Raw genomic sequence first — 20,479 nt, forward strand, 5'->3', positions numbered from 1 at the left:
ACGGAATATGATTATTCCCAGAAGTATCAGAAAAATAAAAGAGCGGATGGATCATAAGAATGGTCCTTATGCTCATCTATTTCAGCCCTATGATGGCGATGAGGTGGTGTCTCTGGATTGCGAGACCACAAGCCTGAATGTTAAAGAGGGCGAAATTCTTTCGATTGGCGCGGTGAAAATCAAAGGTCGCAAAGTGATGACCAGTGAGCGGCTAGATATTAAGCTCAAGCCGCCGAAAAGTTTGACGGGCGACTCTATCAAGATTCATAAAATTCGAGCGGCGGACCTCGTTGATGGCGTCTATATGGACGAAGCGCTGGAAAAAGTGCTGGAGTTCGTTGGTAATCGCCCGATTCTTGGTTATTACGTTAACTACGATGTGCGCATGTTAGAAAAGTATTTGCGGCCTCGTTATGGTTTCGGTTTGCCGGGTAAAGCGATCGAGTTATCACATGTGTATCACGACATCATAAAGTGGCGGTATGTTGGCGGTGATGTCGATTTGCGCTTTGATACGATCTCTAAGCAGCTCGATATTCCGATGTTAGAGCGACATACCGCCCTAGGTGATGCCATTACGGTAGCGCTGATGTATGTGCGGCTGCAATATGGTGAGCGACCGGGGTAGAAATAGGTTAAACATGTCAAAAAACAAACGAGCCTTATGGCTCGTTTTTTGCTTTATACATAGCTAAGATTGAAAATTGACACGGTTTTGTGTCATAAAATTGGCGAACAGTTTGTTTTGTTGCTTGCTAAGTGGCTGATCAAACTTATAATGTCAATATATTGCCATTTCCGAGGTGTGTATGATTGAACGTGCAGACATTAACGCAGTTTTACAACAGATGCGTGAAGTCAAAATGCAGGCCCAACAGGGCATTTCCTCTGATATTAACCGGCCTGCTGCAATTCGTCGTGTCGCTGATGAGCAAAACGGTGAAAGCTTTGCTGATCTATTTAAAGGCGCAATTGATGGTGTTAATAACGCTCAAGCGCAGGCGAAAACGCTGGCGACCTCTTATGAGCAAGGGGTGGCGGGGGTTGATCTCCATCAGGTGATGATCAGCATGGAAAAGGCCTCGGTTTCTTTCCAGGCCCTGACCCAGGTGCGTAATAAAATGTTAAGCGCTTATGAAGACGTTATGAAAATGTCGATCTAATGCGAATGAAACACACAATAATATGTATAAGTAGCATCAGGGTGCACGGTTAGATGGAAAACGCAGCAGTGCAGACAACAACAGGTGGCTCGGTAGCCTTTGGCTTTAACCGCTTGGGGTTGGTGCGTCAGTTAGGTCTGATGGTGGGCTTGGCAGCCACTATTGCGATCGGCTTCGCCGTGGTGCTCTGGTCCCAAGAACCCGATTACCGGGTGCTTTATAATAATATCTCCTATGCGGATGCAAATCCGATTGTTGAACAGTTACAGCTCAACGGTATCCCCTATAAGTTTGATTCAACGGGTCACAATATTCTTGTGGCTGAAGAGTATCTGCATAAAGCTCGTTTGCGTTTAGCCGCTGAAGGTTTTAATGGTGATAATACCGTTGGCTTTGAGTTGTTAGATAAGGAGCAGGGGTTAGGCACCAGTCAGTTTATGGAAACCGCTCGCTACCGGCGTGGTTTAGAAGGTGAATTGGCGCGGACCGTTACTAGTATGCTGGCGGTACGTAGCGCCCGGGTTCACTTGGCGTTGCCTAAACAGTCGGTATTTATTCGTGATCAGCGTAAACCGACTGCATCGGTGTTTTTGGATCTGGTGGCGGGACGGCGACTCGAAGCGATTCAGGTTGAGGCGATTACTAATCTCGTGGCTTCCAGTATCCCGGAGCTTTCCAGTGAAGATGTGACGGTGGTCGATCAAAAAGGTCGCTTGCTGAATACACGAGATATGGATACCGATGTGGTGTTGGCTGCTAAACAGCTTGAATATACCCGTCGAATCGAAGAAACCCTAGTTAATCGGGTTAACAGTATTTTACAACCGGTGGTTGGTCTAGGGCGTTACCGAGCTGAAGTATCGGCTGATATTGATTTCACCGCCGTTGAGCAAACCGATGAGATCTATAACCCGGACCTTCCTGCGTTGCGCAGTGAACAGGTGCTTGATGAAAGTACGGTAGGGCAAGGTGCTGCATCTGGTGTGCCGGGTGCTTTGTCGAATCAACCTCCGGGCGCAAATGCGGTGCCTGAAGTGGGTGGTACGGGTTTGCCGGTGCAAGGCGAGGGTGTTGTTGATCGCCCCGCGGCGCCACAAAATGCGCGCTCTCAAGCTACACGTAATTATGAGTTAGACCGCTCTATCAGTTATACCAAGCATCAAATGGGGCAGATTAACCGTCTCTCTGTTGCGGTGGTGGTTGATGATATTCCGACGGCAGGTCCTAATGGTGGTGAAAAGATACGGGCCGCTTGGGATCAGAACGAACTCGATCGATTGTCTATACTGGTTAAGGATGCGGTCGGTTATTCGGCGTTGCGGGGTGATAGCGTTAGCGTGATCAATTCTCCGTTTGCCGTGCCTGAGGTCTATCAGGAGGAAGAAGTACCGATCTGGAAGCAGGAATGGGTGCTGGATCTGGTGAAACAGGTGTTAGGTGGTCTGTTCGTGCTGTTATTGGTATTTGGAGTGTTGCGACCGATTATGAAAAGTTTGGCGATTAGTGCGGCACAGAAAGCAGCGGCTAATGAATCCGATTCGAAATCTGAATCAGATATGGCTGCTGAGCTTGAATCCCTCGATATGAGCGGTATATCGCCGGACCATGTGACCTTTAGCGGCATCGATAATGCGCTGGCGCCGACGCCGAATGAAACCTATGAATATCAAATGAATGCGATTCGCAGCATGATTGCTGAAGATCCTGCCAAAGTGGCGCAGGCTATCCGTCAGTGGGTGATTGAGAATGAATGATCAGGTAACGGAATCCGGTGTTGAATTAACAAATGTCCAGAAAGCGGCGGTGTTGCTTATCTCCTTGGGTGAAAGTGATGCCGCCGAAGTGCTGCGCTATCTTGGCCAGAAAGAGGTGCAGCAGTTAGGTTTGACCATGAGTAACCTCGATAATATCCCTCAGTCGACGGTCGAGTCGGTGATGGCGGACTTTATGGAAGCGATTAGCGATCAGACCAGTATCGGTATTAACAACGATCACTATATCAAAGAGATGTTAAGTCAAGCCCTAGGCAATGACCGGGCGCAGACGTTGGTTGATCGTATTCTGATGACCACTAATACCTCGGGTTTAGAGAGCCTGAAATGGATGGATTCCCGGCAGGTTGCCGAAATTATTCGTTATGAGCACCCGCAGATACAGGCCGTGGTCATGGCCTATCTGGATCCAGATCAAGCAGCCCATGTGTTGCAACGATTTGATGAAAATGTCCGTCTCGAGATTATGATGCGGATCACCTCATTGGATCAAATCCAGCCATCCGCCCTGCAGGAGCTGAATGATATCCTTGAATTACAGTTCTCTGGCAACAGCAGTCAGAGCGCCAGCTTGGGTGGACTACAAACAACGGCTAATATTATGAATTATTTCGATAATAATATTGAGCAAGAGTTGATGGAGAAAATTCGCGAAGTGGATGAGCCGCTCAGTGATCAGATCTCTGAAATGATGTTTGTATTTGATAACTTGATCGATGTGGAAGATCGAGGCATTCAGGTTATTCTGCGTGAAATTAATACCGATACTCTGGTGGTTGCCCTTAAAGGTGCGGAATCGGGACTACAGGATAAAATCTTCAAAAATATGTCGAAACGGGCGGCCGAATTGTTGCGAGATGATCTCGAGGCGAAAGGGCCTGTGCGTGTGAGTGAAGTGGAAGATGCCCAGAAAGAGATTCTCAACGTGGCCCGTCGATTGGCCGATGAAGGTGAGATTATGCTCGGTAGTGGCGGCGAAGAGATGATGTAATGCAGATGAAGGCGATCGATAAATCGGTAATCCGGATTCGTGCGGAAGATGCGCGGGCTGCAGCATTATGGACCCTGCCCGTGGTGCAGGGGAAGCATGTAGTTGGCTTGCAGCAAAAACCGGAAAAAGTGACAGAAGAGGTGGTTGAGGAAGTTGTTGATGGTCGTCTCACACTGTCCGAGCTCGAAAAAATCCGTGAAGATGCCTATCAGGAAGGTTTACAACAGGGCCGCGATGAAGGCTTGGAGAAGGGTCTAGAAGAGGGTCGTGCTGCTGGGCACAAAGAAGGCTTGGCTACCGCGCGTGCTGAAATCGATGTGCAGTTAGCGTTACTGACAAACTTGCAGCAGCAGTTAGATCAGCCGTTGCAAAAAATCAATGCGGAGGTCGAGCAGCTAGTCGTTGATTTAATTACTGAACTGAGTGAAGCGGTGGTCGGTACACAGGTTGAGTTAGATAGTGCCCCGGTGATTAAAGCGGTTGAAGATGCTGTAGCGCAATTGCCACAAACCGGCGCCGAAATTAAAGTGATTTTACATCCAGATGATGTGCCGAACCTCGAACCTTTGTTGGCGTTGAATGAACGTTGGTCCTTGGTTGAAGAGGCGTCTATGGCTCGAGGGGGTTGTAAAGTGGTGAGTGGCTATGGCCTGCTTGATAATACGGTTGAACGCCGTTTTGAGGCCGCGGTTACGCAGCTACGCAGAGCATTGACGCAGATGGAGGATGAGGTGCCAGTCTCGTCAGAGGTTGAGCCATCAGCTCCCCATGAGTGATCAACTGAATGCTCGATTGGCCCGTTTAAAGGGGCTGAAATATAACATTCCTGCGCCCGTGGCCCACGGGCAAATAACCCGCCTGATCGGTTTAACCCTTGAAGCGGTGGGTATCAAGGCCTCGATGGGTGAATACTGTCTTATCTATCCCGACCATGGTGAGCCGGTTGAAGCTGAAGTCGTGGGCTTTTCTGGTGATCGAATCTACTTAATGCCCGTTGATCAATTAGAAGGCTTGGCGCCTGGTGCCCGAGTGAGTCCGATGGTCGGCGGCAGTGATGTTCAGGTAGGTTTTGAGTTGCTGGGGCGGGTGATTAACGGTGTCGGTAAACCCCTTGATGGTCTAGGTGAACTCGGCTGTAAAACCACGGTGCCCTTGCAGGGCAGGAATATTAACCCACTCAGTCGACAACCCATCAAACAGACGCTGGATGTTGGGATTCGCGCCATTAACTCGCTCTTGAGTGTAGGTCGGGGGCAGCGGTTAGGGTTGTTTGCGGGTAGTGGTGTGGGTAAAAGTGTCTTATTGGGTATGATGACGCGGTTTACCGAGGCGGACATTGTGGTGGTGGGCTTGATTGGTGAACGTGGCCGTGAGGTCAAAGAGTTTATCGATCATAGTCTTGGTGAGGAGGGCATGCGTCGCGCCGTGGTAGTTGCCTCTCCCGCTGATGAGTCGCCGTTGATGCGTTTAAGAGCGGCCCAGCTATCGACTCGCTTGGCTGAATATTTTCGTGAGCAGGGTAAAAATGTCTTGTTGCTGATGGACTCTTTGACCCGTTATGCGCAGGCGCAGCGCGAGATTGCTTTGGCCGTGGGTGAGCCGCCCGCGACCAAGGGTTATCCACCGTCGGTATTTGCTAAGCTACCAAAGTTGGTGGAGCGTGCCGGGAATGGGGATAAAGAGGGGGGGTCTATCACCGCTTTCTATACGGTTCTGACCGAAGGGGATGATCAGCAAGATCCGATTGCCGATTCGGCCCGGGCTATTTTGGATGGACATATTGTGTTATCCCGTAGCTTGGCTGAGCGGGGCCATTATCCTGCCATCGATATCGAGCAATCAATTAGCCGAGCGATGCCTTCGGTGGTGAGCTCTGATCATCTACAAGCGGCGATGGGGTTTAAACAACTCTATTCAAAATTTCAACAGAATCAAGATCTTATCTCTATTGGTGCTTATGCGCGGGGAAGTGATGCTGAAACTGATTTTGCGGTAGAGCGGATGCCCTTGATGAATGCTTTTTTGCAACAGGGCCTGAATGAATCCTATGCTTTTCAAAAGAGTTTGACGGATCTTGCGATGGTGCTAACGCCGAACCCGAGCAGTATGCCTGGGGTGCAACAGGGGCAGCAGAATATCGCTATGGGAAATAGGACGTCCTGATGAAAAGGTCTAAGCGGTTGCAGGTTGTCTTGGATCTTGCAGAGCGAAAACGTAAGCAGGCCGATCAGTGGTTAAGCCAAGCCCAAGCGAAAGTACAGCAGGGAGAGGCTACGTTAACCCAGTTGCATGGCTATTATTCCGATTATGCTAATAGCTTCTATCAGCAAGGTGCGGCGGGTATCTCCCCTGGGCAAATTCACACCCATCAGGCTTTTATGCACAAGTTACGGGTAGCGGTAGAGCAGCAAGAAAAGGCGTTGCAGATGGACCGCGAGCAGCTTGAAAAAGTTACCACCCATTGGCAAAGCGCTTATCAGCATTTTAAATCGGTTGAGATGCTGGTGGATAAGCTGAAAATGCAGGAATCTAAAGAAGCGGAACGTCAGTTGCAGAAAGAACTTGATGAGCGTTCCCAGTTAATTCGTCCCCCTTTGATCTAATAAATTTTCCTCTTATCAAAGTGGCACTGATTGTGCATTCTCAACGGTAGTTATAAGTCTGCCGAGGAGTGCAGTATGGATCAAACGTTTTCGGCTTCGGGGGTCGGATCATTGCTGAGTGTTGGTTCGGTATCGAGTAGTCAGGCTGTTGTTACTGAAACGCCCCCTGTGGGCGCTTTGAATGCTGTAGGCGTTAGTGTTATAGCCTCCTTTGATCAATCGATGTTACAAGCGCAGCAGCAACGCTCAGGCATTCAAGGGCAATCGGCGAGCGGACAGAGTTTGCCGGGTGACGGTGGATTATTGCCTGCCGGCATGAACGTAGCGAATGCGGTCGCTATGACCGAGGCGGCTGGCGCGCAGATAGTTGTCGATGCGGTTGCTGATGTGACTGCCAAATCCGCCGAAATGACAGAACAGCGGCTCGAGTTAAAGCAACAACAGAGATCGGCGCTTAAAGCCGACCTGCATACCGAGTTAATGCCGCCTTCAGCACTAAGCGCAGAGTTAAATGTTGATCTAAGAACTGATGTAAGCGCTGCACAATATACCAGCGTCAGCTTGGCGGGTGATGAAACGCTGAAACAGATAGATCAGTATCGCCGTGCCGATTTAGCGGTGGCGGTTGATTCAGCCTTGAAGCGTTTGACAAGCGTTGCGGATAGGGGGAGCAGTCAGGCTGGATCCGTTCCGCAGGTGACTGTTTTGGCTGAAGATGCGCCTCTTTCAGCGGGACGTGTCAGTTCAATTGCTGCATCCGAAAGCGCTACAGTGGCATCGACAGAGCCTGTAAGTCAGTTGGCTCCGTCAGGGCCGAATACAGCACCCGTTAGTGACGAATCTGATAGGTTAAATCGTTCATCTCAACTCCCCTTATCGTCGCCTCAGTCTATAGTGAGAGAGTCTGGTTCTCCTGAGGTGATAGTTAATGCGGCAGCGTCGTTGGATCGCAGTGCTGAGATTAATCCTCAGTCGCCACCAAATCAGCAAAGTTTTGAAGGCGAAAATCCTAATAAATTCAATAGGATTGGTGTTGTTGAGCGCGGTCTAGCTGATAACGGTGTAGCGGCGTCCAGTCGCCCTGGTGAATCAGTAGCGCAGGTGTTAGCCGCTAGTGGAGCGACAGATAACAGTGCGACACAGAATCCCGTTACTCCTGCTTCTTTAGTGGCGAGTTCGGCGTCTAGAGCCGAAGGTGCGGTTGGGGCTGATCGAGTTGTCGAGTCTAGGGTAGACGTGCCTGTGGCTAACGGGCAAGCATCGTTGAGTGAATCTTTAGTTCGATTACAGTCGTCTGAGTTAACTCCTTTGCAACCTGTGCAGCAAAGCGATAGTCGAATTCAGCCTCAGCCTAGTTTTGCGCCTGGGACAGGAGAGCGTCAAACGTCTGAACAGAATGCTGCAATATTGCCTGTTGGTAGTGCTTCTGAGCTACGCCAGAGCGTTGATGTTGCTGCGCCACGTAAACTAGATATGCAAGCTGCCGATCCTCGTGTTTCATCGAACCTCGTTGCGCCCGCTTCTTTAGCTGCTAGCTCGGTATCTAGCACTGAAAGTGTGGTCGATATTGATCGAGTTGTCGAGTCTAGGGTAGAAGTGCCTGTGGCTAACAGGCAAGCGTTGTTGAGTGAATCTTTAGCACGGCTGCAGTCGGAGTCGCAGAGTGATAATCGGATTCAGCCTCAGCCTAGTTCAGGGCCTGCTGTGGCGGAGCGTCATGTGCTGCCTGAGCAGAGTGCGACTGGTGTGGTGTTGCCTGTGGCAGGTACCGCGAGAGTGCAGCAGAATGATAATCCTGTTGCTGCGACGTTGAGTGAATCTTTAGCGCGGCTGCAGTCGTCTGGTCATGCCAGTTCGCCGTCGGAGCCGCAGAGTGATAATCGGATTCAGTCTCTGCCTAGTTCAGGGCCTGCTATGGCGGAGCGTCATGTGCTGCCTGAGCAGAGTGTGACTGGTGTGGTGTTGCCTGTGGCAGGTACCGCGAGAGTGCAGCAGAATGATAATCCTGCTGCAGCGACAACAAACGCATTAGCATCGCGCTCTGATTCGCCAATATCAAGCGTTGCACCGGCTGTTTCTGCTGCTCAAGGCGCATCACTACCTGATGCTGATATTGGTGCTGCGCCTGGCTCTGAAGGTCTGGCTGATCGGGCCGTTGAGCCTGCAGTGAAAGTGTCTATTGGTGATGGGCAAACATCATTGAGTGAATCGTTAGCTCGATTGCAGTCGCCTGAGTTAACGCCTTCGCAACCTGTGCGGCAATCAAATGATGCGACACAAGCGTCGATAACACCTCCGCAGCAGCCGGTTAATCCGTTAACCGGTCAGGTTATTGGTCAAGCGCCAGCTCAGCCTGTGGGGCAGGGTGTCGAGCAGCCTATGGCTCAGGCCGCGGGATCTCAAGGTCGAGATGATCTTGCAACAAAAATGGTGTTGGATAAAGCGAACGGTATTGATGTGGGTCGAGGCGTCGATAATAAGCAAGAACCACGACAAGAGAGCTCGCTCACGAGTTTTGCCGATTCCTTAGCCGCTTTGTCTAAGCCGACTCGTACCGTACAGGAACCGCTTCAGACGAGTATGCCTCAAGGTGTTAAGCCGGGTATGCCAAGTTGGGGGCCAGCCGTTAATGACCGGGTGATGTTAATGGCGTCAAAAAATGGTCAGTTTGCTGAGATTCAGTTAGATCCACCGGAGTTAGGCTCCTTGCAGGTGAAGCTGCATCTAAAGAACGATCAAGTGAGCGTGGTGTTTAACACCCCTCACGGCAGTGTTCGCGAAGCATTAGAACAGAATATGCCAAGGTTGAGAGAGATGTTTGCCGAGCAGGGGCTCAATCTGTCGGAATCCTCGGTAGAAGATCAGAGCGGTGGTCAGCAACGGGATCAATCTGAACCGGGAACGGCTTTTGCGGGCTATCAAAATGATAATGCGGATGAGAGTCGAGTCGAGTCTGTCGTCACGGAGAGTCTTTCTTTGGTTGATTACTACGCTTGATAGGCTAACATTCGCCTGAATGTTGACTCGCTTGCTTCCGCTGTTGAATCAGTATGTTATATTACGGCTTTAATTGTATGTTTATGCATTTGCCGGGTTTCCGGCTGATAATCAGTGGGGCTAATGATGGCTGATGAAAATACTGATGCGGCTGCTGGTGGGGCGGCTGAGGGTAAAAAGGGCTCAGGTAAGTTAAAACTGATCCTGATCGCTGTTGCTGGGATCCTCCTAGCGGCCATTATCGGTGGTGGGGTAGCGATGTTCTTGCTCGGCGGCTCCGATGATGAAGCTGTTGCCGAAAATGCCAAACCTGATAAGCCTGCGCAGGCGCTATATACCAAAATTCGTACCTTAGAGGGCAGTCCTTACTTTACGGTCGTCGTGCCGAGTAAAGATGGTCGAACGCATTATATGCAGTTGCATGTCGAGGCCAAAAGCCGAGATGATGCTGTGGTGGTTGCATTAACCAAACATATGCCGAAAATCGTTTCCGTATTGAACCAGCTGTTTTCTAGCCAGTCTTTTGATGAGTTGCGGACGATGAAAGGTAAGTTGATGCTGCAGCAGGCTGCTTTGGCTGAGATTCAAGGCGTTATGCAGGATAAAATTGGTAAGCCTGGAGTCGAGAAGATATTGTTTACCGGGTTTGTAATGCAGTGATGGATAGGCATATATGACAGTCAAAGACCTGCTTTCTCAGGATGAAATCGACGCCCTACTGCATGGTGTGGATGATGGAGATATTGAGACTGAAGAAAGCGTTGTCGACGAAGATTCCGGGGTCAAAGTCTATGACCTAGCGAGTCACGAGCGGATTGTTCGTGGCCGGATGCCAACGCTTGAGATGATTAACGAGCGGTTTGCCCGTCATACCCGTATCTCGTTGTTTACGCTGCTACGCAACAATGCCGATGTATCGGTTGGTGGCGTGCAGATTATGAAGTATTCCGATTATATTCATACCCTTTATGTTCCCACTAGTATCAACCTATTGAAAGTGTCGCCTTTGCGCGGCACGGCGCTGTTAGTGATGGACGCTAAATTGGTATTCCGCTTGGTGGATAGCTTTTTTGGTGGTGATGGTCGGCACGCCAAAATTGAAGGGCGGGAGTTTACCCCTACTGAGATCCGCTTGATTAATAAGGTCATAGGGCAGTTTTTTATTGATCTTGAGGGAGCATGGGAGCCTGTCATGCCACTGAAATTTGAAGTCAGTGGACATGAGGTTAACCCGGCAATGGCCAATGTAATCAACCCCTCGGAAGTGGTCGTGGTGAGTAGTTTTCAGGTGGATATGGAGGGCGGCACCGGTGAGTTTCATGTGACGATGCCTTACTCTATGCTGGAGCCTATTCGAGATATTTTGATCTCAGGTTATAAGCCCGCTGAAGAAGAGTTGGATGAACAGTGGTTGACCTCACTGAAGCACGATATGTTAGGCGCGCCGATCGATTTGGATGTGGTGATTGCCGAACGTAAGATGAAGTTACGCGACATTATGCAGTTTGAGGCTGGCGATATTATTCCTATCGATATCGCTGATACACTTAAACTGAAGGCTGCGCGGGTACCGGTATTTAATTGTAAGCTGGGTACATCCCGAGGGAATCTGGCGGTAAAAATTATCAGCCGGAGTAAAAATGACTAAACCGTTGGACAGAGCATATCACTCATGAGTAATGACGATATTGATAATCAAGGCCAAGAAGGCCTTGACGATTGGGGTGCTGCGATGGCTGAGCAGGCTCAGTCTGAAGCATCAACCGGGCAGGCCATCGATCTGGATGAGTTGAGAGATGACAGTGTACGACTGGATAACCCTAACTTGGATGTGATTCTCGATATTCCGGTAAAATTGTCGATGGAAGTGGGCCGGTCAGATATTTCGATTCGCAACCTATTACAGCTTAATCAGGGATCGGTTGTGGAGCTTGATCGGGTTGCCGGTGAGCCACTCGATGTGCTAGTAAACGGTACTTTGATTGCTCATGGTGAAGTTGTTGTCGTGAATGACCGCTACGGTATCCGGCTGACTGATGTGATCAGTCCGCAGGAACGTATAGATAAGCTAAGATGATCCCTTTGCGCGCCCGTTTGTCCGCTATTCTTCTGCTTTGGGCGGGGAGTTGCCAGCTAGCGCTAGCAGTGGAAGGTGAGACGGGTAAAGCCTCGAGTGTCGTGGCGCGTCAGATGGTCGACCCCGTCAATACGGGCTCGATCATGCAGTTAACCGCCGGTTTGATCTTAGTGGTGGGGTTGATTCTATCGTTGGCATGGTTGCTGAAACGGTATTCTGGCTTGCCGGGGCAGAATAAGGCCCTGCGTGTTATCGCCTCGGTGCCGTTGACGACCCGTGAAAAGCTGGTGCTGGTGCAGGCGGGTGAACAGCAGCTGTTGTTAGGGGTGGCGCCTGGGCGGGTTAATCTATTGCAAAGTTATGATCAGCCTCTGATTGAACCCGGTGCTGCATCTGGTGAGTTTGCGGCTAAGTTACAGCAGGTGTTGAGCCGTAAGGAGGCCGAGTGAAACGATTATTCGCTCTGCTATTACCGTTTCTATTGATTCTATTTCCCGGTGCCGTCTTCGCGGCGGATCTAGGTATTCCCGCTGTTACCCTTACAACCAATGCTGATGGTACTGCCGATTACAGTGTGACGCTCCAGATTTTGGGGCTGATGACACTGCTGACGTTCCTGCCCGCTATTCTGATGATGATGACTTCGTTCGCGCGTATTATCATTGTTTTTGCTATTTTGCGGCAGGCGTTGGGATTGCAGCAAACACCTTCGAACCAAATCTTGGTGGGACTATCACTGTTTCTGACACTCTTTATCATGTCGCCGGTGCTCGATAAGGTGAATGAGCAGGCGGTGCAGCCGTATTTAAATGAAGAGATTACATCTCTGGAAGCGTTAACGGCGGCTAGCTTGCCGTTTCGAGGTTTTATGTTGGCGCAAACCCGTGAAAACGATCTTAATCTGTTTATGAATATTTCCCGCACTCCGGCGGTCGAAACGCCGGAAGATATACCTTTTACAGTATTGGTGCCTTCGTTTGTGACGAGTGAGCTGAAAACGGCTTTTCAGATTGGCTTTATGCTGTTTATTCCATTTTTGGTGATCGACTTGGTGGTGGCCAGTGTTTTGATGGCAATGGGTATGATGATGTTGTCACCGGTGATTATCTCGCTGCCGTTCAAGATTATGTTGTTTGTGTTGGTCGATGGCTGGGCTATGGTAATAGGTACGCTGGCGGGCAGCTTTGTTGTTTGACGGTTTTTCAACGGTCGCGTAAGGCATCGTTTAACGCTTGGGAGAGTATCTAATGACACCGGGAATGGCACTTGATCTGTTTGGCGAAGCACTGTTCTTAGTGGTTGTGCTGGTGGCGGTGATTGTCGTGCCATCATTGCTGGTGGGGCTTATGGTATCGACCTTTCAGGCGGCTACCCAAATTAACGAACAAACCCTGAGTTTTTTGCCGCGCTTGCTGGTGACCCTGTTAACGATTATGTGGGCAGGGCCTTGGATTCTGGGACAGCTGATGGATCAGTTCCACAGTATTTTCGCCAATATACCCTTGTATTTGGGGTAAGAAATGTTGCAACTGACGTCCCTTCAGTTGGAGCAATGGGTTGCGCAGTTCTTGCTGCCCTTCTTTCGTATCGCGTCTTTTTTTATGGTGGTGCCGATGATCGGTACCCAGCTGGTGGCTGCCCGTATTAGACTGGGGTTGGCGTTAGCCATGACCATCGTTTTATTGCCTACCTTACCGGCTATGCCCGTTATCGACAGTATGTCGCTGCAAACGTATATTTTGATTGCGCAGCAGGTGCTGATTGGTACGGCGATGGCGTTTGTTATTCAGATTTTGTTTCAGATATTCTCCTTGGGGGGGCAGTTAATCTCCTCACAGATGGGGCTTGGTTTTGCCTCTGTCAGTGATCCGGCAAATGGCGTATCGGTGGTGGTGCTATCGCAACTCTATCTCATGTTGGTGATGCTACTGTTTTTGGCTTTTAACGGTCATTTGGTGATGTTTGAGGCGTTGGCCCGTAGTTTCTTTGTCTTGCCCGTGTCGGCGGGGCCGATGCCGGTGGCCGGTTATATGGCAATAGCGAAGTCGGGTAGTTGGATGTTAGCCAGTGCGCTATTAATGGCGCTGCCGGCGGTGACGGCATTGTTAGTGATTAACTTCGCTTTTGGTGTGATGGCTAAGGCCGCGCCGCAGTTGAATATTTTTGCTATCGGCTTTCCATTTACCATGCTGGTGGGGTTAGTGATTGCCTGGGTTAGTTTGGAAGGCTTTTTAGGTCAGTACCAGCGCTTTGTAGCGGTGGCATTTAATTACCTCGATGAGGTGCTTGGCGTGGGGGTGTTGTAGATGGCTGAAGACAGCGGTCAGGAGAAAACCGAAGAACCCACGTCGAAACGACTTCGTGACGCTAAAGAGAAAGGCGATGTTGCCCGATCGAAAGAGCTGGCGACGACGGTGCTGTTGTTGTCAGCGGCAGCGGCAGCGATGATGTTTGGTGGGCAGGTGGCGGATAAGATGGCCGGCATGATGAAGTTTAACTTCAGTCTTGATCGACAGGCGGTAATGGATCCGGCCGCGATGTTTATGCATCTAGGGTATTCGCTGTTTGAGGCGCTGTATGCCTGTATTGGCTTCTTTATGGTGTTATTGGTTGCAGCAATTGTGGGGCCAATCGCGCTGGGTGGCTGGAACGTCAGTATGAAAGCGATGGCGCCTAAGTTTAGTCGGATCGATCCATTGGCGGGTATTAAGCGGATGTTTTCACTTAAGGCCTTGTTGGAGCTGTTTAAAGCGCTGGCTAAATTTTTAGTGGTCGGTTCGCTCTCGTTTCTGGTGTTGATGGCTTCTAAGGACGCGCTTTTTTCGCTTGGGTCACAAGATATCTTTCCCGCCATGTCCCATGCGACTGAGATTGTGATCTGGGCGTTTCTGGTCATGAGCTGCACCATGATTCTGATTTCTCTTATCGATGTGCCCTTTCAAATCTATGATTACACGCAAAAACTCAAAATGACCTTTCAAGAGGTTAAAGATGAGATGAAAAACAGTGAGGGTAAGCCTGAAGTTAAAGGACGTATCCGACAGCTACAGCGTGAAATCTCCCAACGTAAGATGATGTCTGCAGTGCCTGAGGCGGATGTGGTCATTACCAACCCGACTCATTATGCGGTGGCCTTGAAGTATGATCAGGGCGGTGGCGGTGCGCCGTTTTTAGTGGCTAAAGGCGGGGATTTTGTTGCCCTTAAAATCAGAGAAATTGCGGATAAACACGATATTCCCGTACTTTCTGCACCACCTTTAGCGCGGGCCATCTATCACTCCACTGAAGTCGATGAAGAGATACCTTCTGGTCTATTTAAAGCAGTGGCTGAAGTGCTGGCCTATGTGTTTCAGTTGCAACGCCATAAGCGTCAACAGGGTCCAGCACCGAAAGCGGTTTCTGAGGATCTGGATATTCCAGATGAGCTGCGTCAGGACGATTAATCATTCTGCTAGGTCAAATTCCGGCAAATATATGGCTGGATTCTTGCATTCCTATCCCTAAGGCCATGAAAGCGTCAAAATATTGATGTTTTTAGCCTTCTATTAATGTTATTTTTCAATCTTCAAATAATTAATTATTTTGTGATGTTTTTTTGACGCTTTGTCAGCGGAAAGATCTCATTTGGGGCGTAATGGACAGAGCAGCGATTTACAACAATGTTCGTGGAGCGAGTAAAGGGAATTTAGGTATCCCTTTTCTACTCATGCTCGTGCTCGGCATGGTTACGCTGCCGATGCCGCCCTTCCTGCTGGATACCCTGTTTACCTTTAATATTGCTCTTTCTATCGTGGTGTTGTTGGTGTGTGTGTATGCCATGCGGCCGCTGGATTTTGCTGTTTTTCCTACCATTCTTCTCATTACCACCTTAATGCGCTTGGCCCTCAACGTCGCCTCTACACGAGTCGTTCTGTTGTATGGGCATGAAGGGGGTGATGCGGCGGGTAAGGTGATTGAGGCCTTTGGCGAAGTGGTGATTGGCGGCAACTATGTTGTGGGTCTGGTGGTCTTCATGATTTTAGTCATCATTAACTTTGTGGTGGTCACTAAAGGTGCGGGGCGTATATCCGAAGTAAGTGCTCGCTTTACCTTGGATGCTATGCCCGGTAAACAGATGGCGATTGATGCCGATTTGAATGCGGGATTGATCAGTCAGGAGGATGCCAAGCTGCGTCGGCAAGAGGTGACTCAGGAAGCTGACTTTTATGGTTCGATGGATGGTGCCAGTAAGTTTGTTCGTGGTGATGCGGTAGCGGGTATTTTGATTCTGGTGATCAATATCCTTGGCGGGCTGGGTATAGGCATGTTGCAACATGACCTGTCTTTTGAGCTGGCGGCCCGTTATTACTCCCTGCTGACCATTGGTGATGGGCTGGTGGCGCAGATCCCTTCGTTGCTATTATCAACCGCCGCAGCAATTATGGTGACCCGGGTTAATTCTTCCCAGGATATGGGGCAGCAGATTATTGGTCAGCTATTTGGCTCGCCAAAGGCACTGGCCGTTGCAGCTGTTATTCTGTTTATTATGGGCTCTATCCCGGGTATGCCCCATGTGGCGTTTTTGTCGTTGGCAATTGCTGCCGGGATTGGCGCGTACTTCATTCAGCAGCGCAACTTGGCAGCCAAGGCTGAGTTGGTTGAAGAGGGCGCGGCTAAAACCAAGCAGGCGGAACCTGAGCCGGATGTGAAAGAGCTAGACTGGGATGATGTGATGCCGGTCGATATGATCGGCCTCGAGGTGGGCTATCGCTTGATACCGATGGTTGATAAATTGCAGGGCGGGCAGTTGTTGAACCGGATTAAAGGGGTGCGTAAAAAGCTTTCTCAAGATTTAGGCTTTCTCGTACCGTCAGTGCATATTCGCGATAATCTCGATTTAATGCCTGGAGCCTACCGAATCACCCTAATGGGTGTGTCTGTGGGGGAATCGGAGGTCTATCCTGATCGAGAGTTGGCAATTAACCCCGGTCAGGTGTTTGGTACTCTCAAAGGGATCGATGTAAAAGACCCTGCCTTTGGTTTGGATGCGGTGTGGATTGAGCAGAGCCAAAAGGAGCAAGCGCAGACCCTCGGTTATACGGTGGTTGATGCCGGTACAGTGGTGGCAACCCATCTTAATCAGATTCTGCAGGCGCACTCCCATGAACTGATGGGGCATGATGAAGTACAGAAATTATTGGATCTATTGGGAAAAACGTCCCCAAAACTGGTAGAAGAGTTAGTACCTGGCAAGCTTTCTGTGAGTACACTGTTAAAAGTGCTACAGAATTTGCTGATGGAGCAGGTGCCGGTCAAGGATTTCAGAACCATTACCGAGTCGCTGGCTGAAGCGGTTGCCCGGACGCAGGATCCGCAAAGTCTCACGGCGGCGGTACGGATATCTTTATCGCGTATGATTGTGCAGAATATTGTTGGTAATGACGATGAGCTGCCGGTGATTACCCTCGATCCTCAATTAGAGCAGTTGTTGTTAGGTTCTGTGCAACGGGGTGAGGGTGGAGAAGGCTTAGTGATTGAACCAACCATGGCTGAACGGCTGCAAACCTCCTTGGCGGAGGTGGCACAGCAGCAAGAGATTGCAGGGCGGGCTTCCATTTTATTGGTGGCGGCTCCAATCCGGCCGTTGTTGGCTAAGTTTGTACGTTATGGTGAGCACCAAATTAGTGTGCTTTCCTATCAGGAAATCCCCGAAAATAAACGGGTTACGATTATTGCTACGGTGGGTGGCCAGAATCAGGCCGGTGCTTGATTGGGTAATGAATAGAGACGGTTATGAAAGTTAAACGCTTTTTTGCTCCGGATATGAGGCAGGCCATGCAACGGGTCAGGGACGAGATCGGCCCGGACGCGGTGATTGTCTCTAATCATCGGGTGGCGGGTGGCGTTGAAGTTGTGGCGGCCCATGAGCATGAGTATGAAGCTGCGCAGCAAGAATTTAAGCGTAAACGATCAGCAGAGCACGCCCGTAAAGAAGCCCCTAAGCCCGCCAAATTGCAGAGTAACCTCGCCGAGGAGCTGCGCAAGGCGCAGGCGCGGATAGCCACGGCTCAGGAAGGTGCACCGGAACCTAGACAAAAAAATCGGCAGCTGGATGACGATGATGATGAGCTAACTGAGATTCTCGATACGCTAAAGCGCCGTCAACAAGGGCGCCAGTATCAATCGCCGAATGTTCAGGAAACCAAGGCGCGGGTGGCTGCACCGAGGCTTGATCCTACTCGGCAGCGCCATGAGTTTGCACCAGAGTCCCCCCCTGATCGAGATAATGAGCAAGATGCGATTGCCGCTTTGCAGCAGGAAATCGAATCCCTTAAAAACATTCTTAATCGTCCCCAGACGGTGGAAAAGGCTGAACCTCCGCGTCCACCCTCTTCGCCTCAGCCAGCACGAGCAAAAGCTCAGCCCGCTAAAGCTGCGGGGCGTCCTCAGCATGAATTGGCTGATTCTGCCATTGTAAAAGTTGAGCGTCGCTTAGAGCGGATCGGATTAGGCCCGCAGATTAGTCGCCAGTTATCGTCTAAGGTGGTTGATACCGATGAGTTGGATGATGCTTGGCGCTCCACTCTGACTCGTTTTAGTGACAATATTCCAGTGATGGGGGAAGATTTCGTCGAACGTGGTGGGATGATTGCATTTGTTGGCCCTACAGGGGTGGGTAAAACCACCACAATTGGCAAACTTGCAGCCCGTTATGTGTTAAAACATGGTAGTTCCAGTGTCGCGCTGGTGACGACGGACTCCTATCGTATCGCTGCGCATGAGCAATTACTTACCTTTGGTCGCATACTGGATGTGCCGGTGAGGGTCGTGGATGAAAACAATTCGTTGGATGAAGTACTGGTTTCCTTGCGAGGCAAACGTCTAGTATTAATAGACACGGCGGGTATGAACGCCCATGAACCGCATACCCAGGCACAGCTGAATATGCTGGAAGATGTCTCTGTGCGGCTGAAAAAGTTATTAGTACTGTCCTGCTCGAGTCAGCGGCATGTGATCGAAAGTGCCTATGCCACCTATGCTCCCTTGGGGTTGAGTGGTTGTGTGCTAAGTAAGCTGGATGAGTCCGGTAATCTAGGGGAAGCCCTCGATCTGGTGATCGAAAACGGTTTGTCTGTGAGTTATGTCACAGACGGGCAGCGGGTGCCGGATGATATTGACGTGGCGCATAAAAAGGATTTGGTCAGCCGGGCGGTGATCACGGCGCAGAAAGCGACCCGTAGTCGTCGCGTATTTCATGAGCATCAGCAGGATAGGTTGGCCAGAGATGAGCATTGGGAGAGCTGATTTGTTAACAGATACAGGAAACCGCCATGAGTAGTTCTCGACCGGTTAAGGTGATTGCCGTTACCGGTGGTAAAGGTGGCGTAGGCAAAACCAATGTCTCGGTTAATATGAGTCTCGCATTAGGTGAGATGGGACATCGAGTGGTATTGATGGATGCCGACCTAGGACTTGCCAATGTAGATGTTTTGCTGGGGGTTAAAGCGCAGCGTAATATTTCTGATGTGTTGTCGGGTGAATGTGGTTTAAAAGAACTACTGATCGATGTCGGTACGAATGTGCGTATTGTGCCGGCGGCTTCGGGCACACAAGCGATGACGTCATTAAGCGTCCATGAGCATTCGGAGTTGATTCACGCATTTAGTGAGATCGCCGATGATCTCGATATTCTTGTAATTGATACGGCTGCCGGTATCTCAGAGGCGGTGGTGAGTTTTGTGAAAGCGGCGCAGGATGTTGTAGTGGTCGTTTGTGATGAGCCGACGTCTATTACCGATGCCTATGCCCTGATGAAATTACTCAACCGGGATTACAAGATGACCCGCTTTCGGGTGCTGGCCAATATGGTCCGCACTGAGCAGGAAGGCCGTAATATGTATAACAAGTTATTGACGGTAACTGACCGCTTTCTCGATGTGACGCTTCAATACCTGGGTTCAATACCTTATGATGAAGCGGTAAGGAAGGGAGTGAAGCAGCAACGTGCTGTTTTAAAAGCGTTTCCGCAGAGTAAAGCGGCGCTGGCTTATAAACAGTTGGCAACTAAAGTGGACGCTTGGCCGATGCCTTCCAGCCCGCGGGGGCACCTTGAATTTTTTGTTGAGCGTTTGATTGCCGGCGCCTGAATAAATTATCAGAGTAACGTATGGTCTCTATGTATAATCAGCTTCAGTTTCAGTCAAGTCAGGAGATTATTGAGCAGCATACGACGCTGGTTAAACGTATTGCTCATCATCTATTGGCGCGTCTGCCGAGTAATGTCGTACTGGAAGATCTGATTCAGGCGGGTATGGTCGGTCTGCTGGAAGCCGCGAAGAAATATGATGCGAGTAAAGGGGCCAGTTTTGAAACCTATGCGGGTATCCGTATTCGTGGCTCGATTATTGATGAGGTCCGTCGAGGGGATTGGACGCCCCGTTCAGTGCACCGTAATGGTCGCCGGGTTTCGGAAGCTATTCAGACGATTGAATCGCGTACCGGTCGAGATGCCCAAGATGGGGAGGTTGCTGCTGAACTTGATATCAGTGTCAGTGAATATCATGCATTATTGAAAGACTCCGCTGAAAGTCGTCTGTTTAGTTTTGATAAATTGACGGGGCCGCAGGATGAGGGGCCGGGGGAAACCATTGCGAGTAATTCGCCAAACCCCTCTGACGAGTTTGAAGAAAAAGATTTTATGAAGGCGATCGCCCGTGAAATACAGGGGTTGCCGGAACGTGAGAAGCTGGTGTTGTCACTGTATTACGATGAAGAGCTTAACCTTAAAGAGATAGGTAAAGTGCTTGGTGTCAGTGAGTCACGGGTAAGCCAAATACACAGTCAAGCGGCATTACGGTTACGTGGTCGTTTAAAAGAGTGGCGGTGAGTCTGAAGAA

20 protein-coding genes are annotated in these 20,479 nt (G+C 50.0%); all 20 read left to right on the forward strand.

The genetic code is table 11. From position 1 onward, the window contains the following. Nucleotides 1-7 precede the first annotated feature (7 nt). The 20 genes from ACN0T0_RS04615 to ACN0T0_RS04710 all read left to right on the forward strand — a co-directional run bounded on the left by ACN0T0_RS04615 (nucleotide 8) and on the right by ACN0T0_RS04710 (nucleotide 20,469). The gene (locus tag ACN0T0_RS04615) at nucleotides 8-628 is read left to right on the forward strand and encodes a 3'-5' exonuclease (RefSeq protein WP_417223775.1); all 621 of its coding nucleotides are present in this window, start codon (nucleotides 8-10) and stop codon (nucleotides 626-628) included. A 181-nt stretch (nucleotides 629-809) separates the two neighbouring features. Beyond that, nucleotides 810-1,163 (forward strand): flagellar hook-basal body complex protein FliE, encoded by a 354-nt coding sequence (gene fliE / locus ACN0T0_RS04620; protein ID WP_417223777.1) that lies wholly within the window; start codon nucleotides 810-812, stop codon nucleotides 1,161-1,163. A gap of 53 nt (nucleotides 1,164-1,216) precedes the next feature. After that, nucleotides 1,217-2,917, forward strand: a complete 1,701-nt coding sequence (fliF, locus tag ACN0T0_RS04625; RefSeq protein WP_417223778.1) for a flagellar basal-body MS-ring/collar protein FliF — start codon at nucleotides 1,217-1,219, stop codon at nucleotides 2,915-2,917. Continuing rightward, complete coding sequence (fliG, locus tag ACN0T0_RS04630; RefSeq protein ID WP_417223780.1) at nucleotides 2,910-3,926, forward strand: flagellar motor switch protein FliG; 1,017 nt, start codon at nucleotides 2,910-2,912, stop codon at nucleotides 3,924-3,926. Before fliF ends, fliG begins: the two co-directional genes overlap by 8 nt. Beyond that, complete coding sequence (locus tag ACN0T0_RS04635) at nucleotides 3,926-4,702, forward strand: FliH/SctL family protein (protein ID WP_417223782.1); 777 nt, start codon at nucleotides 3,926-3,928, stop codon at nucleotides 4,700-4,702. The genes fliG and ACN0T0_RS04635 overlap by 1 nt, the downstream gene beginning before the upstream one ends. Further along, entirely contained in the window at nucleotides 4,695-6,089 is a 1,395-nt protein-coding gene (gene fliI / locus ACN0T0_RS04640; RefSeq protein WP_417223783.1) for a flagellar protein export ATPase FliI, read from the forward strand. Before ACN0T0_RS04635 ends, fliI begins: the two co-directional genes overlap by 8 nt. Next, nucleotides 6,089-6,529, forward strand: coding sequence for a flagellar export protein FliJ (gene fliJ, locus ACN0T0_RS04645; protein WP_417223784.1), 441 nt, complete (start codon nucleotides 6,089-6,091; stop codon nucleotides 6,527-6,529). Before fliI ends, fliJ begins: the two co-directional genes overlap by 1 nt. Nucleotides 6,530-6,604: 75 nt before the next feature. Then, nucleotides 6,605-9,526, forward strand: a complete 2,922-nt coding sequence (locus ACN0T0_RS04650) for a flagellar hook-length control protein FliK (RefSeq protein WP_417223785.1) — start codon at nucleotides 6,605-6,607, stop codon at nucleotides 9,524-9,526. 126 nt (nucleotides 9,527-9,652) lie between these two features. Further along, nucleotides 9,653-10,186 carry a flagellar basal body-associated FliL family protein gene (locus ACN0T0_RS04655; protein WP_417223787.1) on the forward strand — a complete coding sequence of 178 codons (534 nt, stop codon included), beginning with the start codon at nucleotides 9,653-9,655 and terminating at the stop codon, nucleotides 10,184-10,186. Nucleotides 10,187-10,199: 13 nt separating this feature from the next. Further along, the gene (fliM, locus tag ACN0T0_RS04660; protein WP_417223789.1) at nucleotides 10,200-11,174 is read left to right on the forward strand and encodes a flagellar motor switch protein FliM; all 975 of its coding nucleotides are present in this window, start codon (nucleotides 10,200-10,202) and stop codon (nucleotides 11,172-11,174) included. Nucleotides 11,175-11,198: 24 nt separating this feature from the next. Continuing rightward, complete coding sequence (gene fliN / locus ACN0T0_RS04665) at nucleotides 11,199-11,603, forward strand: flagellar motor switch protein FliN (RefSeq protein WP_417223790.1); 405 nt, start codon at nucleotides 11,199-11,201, stop codon at nucleotides 11,601-11,603. Further along, a complete protein-coding gene (gene fliO / locus ACN0T0_RS04670; RefSeq protein WP_417223792.1) occupies nucleotides 11,600-12,052 on the forward strand; it encodes a flagellar biosynthetic protein FliO in 453 nt (150 codons plus the stop codon). The genes fliN and fliO overlap by 4 nt, the downstream gene beginning before the upstream one ends. After that, a complete protein-coding gene (fliP, locus tag ACN0T0_RS04675) occupies nucleotides 12,049-12,798 on the forward strand; it encodes a flagellar type III secretion system pore protein FliP (RefSeq protein WP_417223794.1) in 750 nt (249 codons plus the stop codon). The genes fliO and fliP overlap by 4 nt, the downstream gene beginning before the upstream one ends. Nucleotides 12,799-12,850: 52 nt before the next feature. Then, complete coding sequence (gene fliQ, locus ACN0T0_RS04680; RefSeq protein WP_417223795.1) at nucleotides 12,851-13,120, forward strand: flagellar biosynthesis protein FliQ; 270 nt, start codon at nucleotides 12,851-12,853, stop codon at nucleotides 13,118-13,120. A gap of 3 nt (nucleotides 13,121-13,123) precedes the next feature. Further along, entirely contained in the window at nucleotides 13,124-13,909 is a 786-nt protein-coding gene (gene fliR / locus ACN0T0_RS04685; RefSeq protein WP_417223797.1) for a flagellar biosynthetic protein FliR, read from the forward strand. Next, nucleotides 13,910-15,046 carry a flagellar biosynthesis protein FlhB gene (gene flhB / locus ACN0T0_RS04690; RefSeq protein ID WP_417223798.1) on the forward strand — a complete coding sequence of 379 codons (1,137 nt, stop codon included), beginning with the start codon at nucleotides 13,910-13,912 and terminating at the stop codon, nucleotides 15,044-15,046. It abuts the gene before it with no gap. A 191-nt stretch (nucleotides 15,047-15,237) separates the two neighbouring features. Further along, complete coding sequence (flhA, locus tag ACN0T0_RS04695; RefSeq protein WP_417223799.1) at nucleotides 15,238-17,352, forward strand: flagellar biosynthesis protein FlhA; 2,115 nt, start codon at nucleotides 15,238-15,240, stop codon at nucleotides 17,350-17,352. Between the two features lie 23 nt (nucleotides 17,353-17,375). After that, entirely contained in the window at nucleotides 17,376-18,887 is a 1,512-nt protein-coding gene (flhF, locus tag ACN0T0_RS04700) for a flagellar biosynthesis protein FlhF (protein ID WP_417223800.1), read from the forward strand. A 26-nt stretch (nucleotides 18,888-18,913) separates the two neighbouring features. Continuing rightward, nucleotides 18,914-19,729 carry a MinD/ParA family protein gene (locus tag ACN0T0_RS04705; RefSeq protein ID WP_417223802.1) on the forward strand — a complete coding sequence of 272 codons (816 nt, stop codon included), beginning with the start codon at nucleotides 18,914-18,916 and terminating at the stop codon, nucleotides 19,727-19,729. A 20-nt stretch (nucleotides 19,730-19,749) separates the two neighbouring features. Then, the gene (locus tag ACN0T0_RS04710) at nucleotides 19,750-20,469 is read left to right on the forward strand and encodes an RNA polymerase sigma factor FliA (protein ID WP_417223804.1); all 720 of its coding nucleotides are present in this window, start codon (nucleotides 19,750-19,752) and stop codon (nucleotides 20,467-20,469) included. The last annotated feature ends 10 nt before the right edge of the window (nucleotides 20,470-20,479 follow it).

Source organism: Amphritea sp. (genome assembly GCF_048266285.1).
Lineage (GTDB): Bacteria > Pseudomonadota > Gammaproteobacteria > Pseudomonadales > Balneatricaceae > Amphritea.